Below are 4,147 nucleotides of genomic sequence, written 5' to 3'. Positions count from 1 at the left end.
CTTAGTTTCACTTACGGTTGGAAGCCGGTTTTCATCGCCAACGGATTCCGCTCCGCCCGGCGTCAAACCTCCAAGCAGGCCTCCGCCCCCGTCCGTCCCCATTTCCAGGATTCATGGCGTTACTTTCGCGAATATGTTAAATAAAGATTACTCAAATCTTTCTTGCCCTCCCGCCATATTTGCAGTATGATAATCCCATATCTTAAAGTTAACTCTAACTCACTACATATAAGGAGGTCCCTATGACATACTCAATCGGAGATATTGCCCGCAAAATCGGTCTTACCCCTTCCACCCTGCGCTATTACGACAAAGAAGGCCTGCTGCCGTTCGTAGACCGCACCGAAACCGGCATCCGCCGTTTCAAAGATTCAGATATGGAATGGTTTTCTATTATTGAATGCCTGAAAAACACCGGCATGTCCATTAAAGAGATCAAAACATTTATCGACTGGTGCATGGAAGGCGATGCCAGTCTGGACAAACGGTATCAGATGTTTTTGGAGCGAAAAAAAGAGACGGAAAAGCAGATCAAACTTCTTCAGAACTCCCTGGACGTCATCAATTACAAATGCTGGTATTACAAAACCGCACTGGATGCAGGAACAGAAAAAGTCCACCAGACCATTCCGCCAGAAATGCGGAAAAAATGTTCATTTACCTCGCCGGTTCAGCCAGAGGAGGGACTAAACTGATGAATATACCCATCAAAAAAATGACCGCCGCGCCCAAATACTGTCAAAATCAGGGAAGTTTCCAGGTTACCGGCCTTCAAGTCCCCGTATTGGCTTATGACCATACCTCTATCACTCTTGTATGGCAGAAACCCGAAAATTACCAGTCCATTGCCGATTATGCGGTTACCATAAACGGCCAGGCGGCGGGTACAGCCAGGGAGAATTTCAAAAAACATGCAGACTGGGCACACACGTATATGGACGCATTTTACCAATATTATAAGAAACGAAATATCGATATGGTAAATGTGGACATTCATTCCTTTAAAGCTGCCGGACTGGCTCCCGATACCTCCTATCATTTTGAAGTGACCGCTTTAGATTCGAAGGGAGGCAGGTTAGGCGAACCAGCTTCCATCAACTGGAAAACAACTCCGGTTCCAGACACTTTCAATATTGTGGATTACGGTGCAAAACCGGTCTTTGGCGGATTTACTTCCTATGATGAAGAGACCAGCCGTTTCATTGAATCCAACACAAAGTCCATTCAATCCGCCATTGACCACTGCACAGCCGGCGGCCGGGTGGTGATCCCAAATGGAATCTGGATGAGCGGGGCTTTGTATCTTCACAGCAGCATGACCCTGGAGCTGGAAGAAGGCGCTGTTTTGCTCGGTTCCCCCAATGCAGATCACTACGACCGGAACTATCTGCTGTATCCCTATTCCACCGACACCCGCTCCTGGGCATTGATCAACGCCTACAGCAGTGATGAAAAAATGCCCCTGTCCAACATCCGAATTGTAGGCAAAGGAACCATATCCGGCAACGGCTGGAAATACGGAGCCGGAGACGAAATCGCAGGCAGCGGCTTTTCTCCCGCTTATCAGTCTCTCCTGCCAGGAGACCCCGAAGACCCCCGTTACCTCCTGAAACAATGGGTATGCGGCACCAACGCGAAAGTATATTCCGCCTCTTCGCCGGAATCCTCTTACGGAATCCTGGCCGCCGACGCTTCCATGAAAAGCCAGAAAAACGGCCTGGATGCTGCCCGCGCTTATTCCACCCGCCCCAATCTGATCGTAATCCGCGGCGCGGAAAATATCTACATTGAAGGCATTACCGCTGAAAACCCCGCCTTCCACACCATCGCCATCCTGGACAGCAAAAATGCCGCCGCTGAAAATGTAAAATACATCACCTACGACGCCAACAACGCCGATGGAATCGAGCTGGGCAACACGTCCGACGCCCTGGTTTACAACTGCTTTTTCGATACCGGAGACGATTCCATTAATTTCGCAACCGGTTTGGGAAAAGGCGTTTCGGACGCCGGTCAGCAGCCGTCCCGGAATATCTGGGCATTTAATAACTTTTTACGGCACGGCCATGGCGGCGCCATAGCCGCAGGGAGCCACACCGGAGCCGGAATCTGCGATATGCTGGTGGAGGACAATGTGTTAAATCACAGCAACATTCCCTTCCGCTTCAAAAGCGCCCCCGTCAATGGAGGCGGCGTCTGGAACGTGCTGATCCGTGACTGCGCGGTGGGAAATGTCATGCAGCTCTTCGTTATGAGCACCATTTACAACGACAACAACCAGACCCTGACCGTGGAGCCCGCCGACAAACCGGCTGAATTTCATGATATTCATGCCTATAACATCACGGCCGACGGCATTTCCCAAAATACCTTTTGTCTGACCGCTGATGTCAGGTATGAAGAACCCTGGAGGCCGTGGCATACCCACCACGATCTGTATTTCCAGGATATCACTGTGACAGGAATTTCGCCAGACCTTGACAAAAAAGCAGAAACCATAACAGGTGTTGAAAATGCCGTCTTTTACAATGTTAAAGTTGATAAAAATTTACATCCGTGGAGCCAGATTGCCTGCAGCAAAAATCTGTCATTTTATAACTGTGATCCCTCCCCGGCTGCCGATGACGCCATAAATCCGCCAAAATGGGATGAAAAACTTTCATTTCTAAAAGCCATCCCTCAAAACAGCACAGGAACCGACGCAGTTATTTCCCTGACCTGGAACGGCGCGGACGATAAAGCGACCGGCTACATCATAGAAACCTATTTATCCGGACATGAAAAATTCCCCGTAGATATCACTCCGCCTGTCAAAGGTGTAAAAAACCATATTCTATCGGGACTTTGCCATAATACGGATTACATTTTTAAAATTTACGCTGTCAGCGCCACAGGATATAAAACAGAAGGGCCATCCTGCCGTATAAGAATTGAGACAAAGAACGAAAACAGCGGTTTTGTACCCCTCAATCCGCCCGCAGATCTGAATGTAACTTATCAAAAAGCCGGCTATACCTGGGCTGTGGCCTCCTTTGAAAATGCAGTAAAATCCGATCCCAGAATCCGGGGCTACCGGTGCTTTGTCAGTGGCATTCCGGTTAAAACCGTATACAATTACCAGTTATCCGGTTCCCGTACCGATGATAGTCTGAAACTTTTAGTCGGACGCATGACTAACAGTGAACAAACCGTCCGGCTGACTGCATTTTCAGATGACGGGCAAACCCTGTCCTATAGCACAGAAGTTTTAGAGTTCCCGCAAAAGTACTATTTTAAATCACCGGTCTGGACTTCGGGCCTGGACGTGATCCGGGATCATAATTCCCTTGTTCTGAGCTGGAACGAGCCGGAAGATGAATCGGGCATTTACGCTTACAGAGTCTATATGGATGGAAAACCCATATACCGGAATCCTACCGATTACTTTAATCCGGTTAACGGTAAATACACCACAAAATCCACTACCTTAACCTTAGATAACATGGATGTCTATACAGACCATACCTTTAAAGTGGAAGCCGCCGGGGCCTGGCGGAAATCCCTTGCCGGGGAAGCGCCTTTCCATTGGACCTATAGCGGGCCGGAGACATTTTATCATGGATTGGCCATGAAATAAGAGATTTCATCGCCTGCATGACCTCGTTTCCTTATTTTTTATGTAAAGCAGATAAAATATTACATAAAATGATAAAATCTTTCCATGGAAAACCGTCCTCAAATCTCCTATACTGAATATAACAATAAACCTTAATGATTTTTTATCAGCCCATTTACAAAGGAGTGGAACGGTTATGACATGTATGTCGGTAAAATTTGAAAGACCCAACCAGGTGGTGGATTTCGTAAACACAATCAGCAGGTATGAATATGATGCGGATATCAAATATGGCAGCTGCGTCGTGGACGCTAAGTCCATAATGGGTGTGATGTCTCTGGCTGCAGCACGCACTGTGGAACTGGTTCTCCATGCAGAAAAAAATGAAAATCCGGATATCTTTAATGAACTTGCACGATTTACTGCTTAAAATAATTGGGATTTAATTGAGTAAGTTACTTTAATTGTGAATGTTACGCAGGAAAGCGGGACGAGGGAGCGGAGGCGGGATTGGATGTTTGGAGGCGGCCCTGGGGAGCGGAATCCGTCGGG

Annotated in this window: 3 protein-coding genes; all 3 read left to right on the top strand. The window is 47.7% G+C overall.

The features are described from left to right. Positions 1 to 242 precede the first annotated feature (242 nt). The 3 genes from GPL15_RS11690 to GPL15_RS11680 all read left to right on the top strand — a co-directional run bounded on the left by GPL15_RS11690 (position 243) and on the right by GPL15_RS11680 (position 4,025). Positions 243 to 695, top strand: coding sequence for a MerR family transcriptional regulator (locus GPL15_RS11690; RefSeq protein ID WP_215698850.1), 453 nt, complete (start codon positions 243 to 245; stop codon positions 693 to 695). Then, on the top strand, positions 695 to 3,616 hold the full coding sequence (locus GPL15_RS11685) for a glycosyl hydrolase family 28 protein (RefSeq protein ID WP_215698849.1): 2,922 nt from the start codon (positions 695 to 697) through the stop codon (positions 3,614 to 3,616). The genes GPL15_RS11690 and GPL15_RS11685 overlap by 1 nt, the downstream gene beginning before the upstream one ends. Before the next feature lie 175 nt (positions 3,617 to 3,791). Further along, positions 3,792 to 4,025, top strand: coding sequence for an HPr family phosphocarrier protein (locus GPL15_RS11680; protein ID WP_215698848.1), 234 nt, complete (start codon positions 3,792 to 3,794; stop codon positions 4,023 to 4,025). Positions 4,026 to 4,147 lie beyond the last annotated feature (122 nt).

The sequence above is a fragment of the Clostridium sp. MCC353 genome (assembly GCF_018785315.1).
In the GTDB taxonomy this organism is placed as follows: Bacteria; Bacillota; Clostridia; order Lachnospirales; family Lachnospiraceae; genus CHH4-2.
Note: the sequence above shows the minus strand (reverse complement) of the source record. Positions and strands in the feature narration are given on the sequence as shown.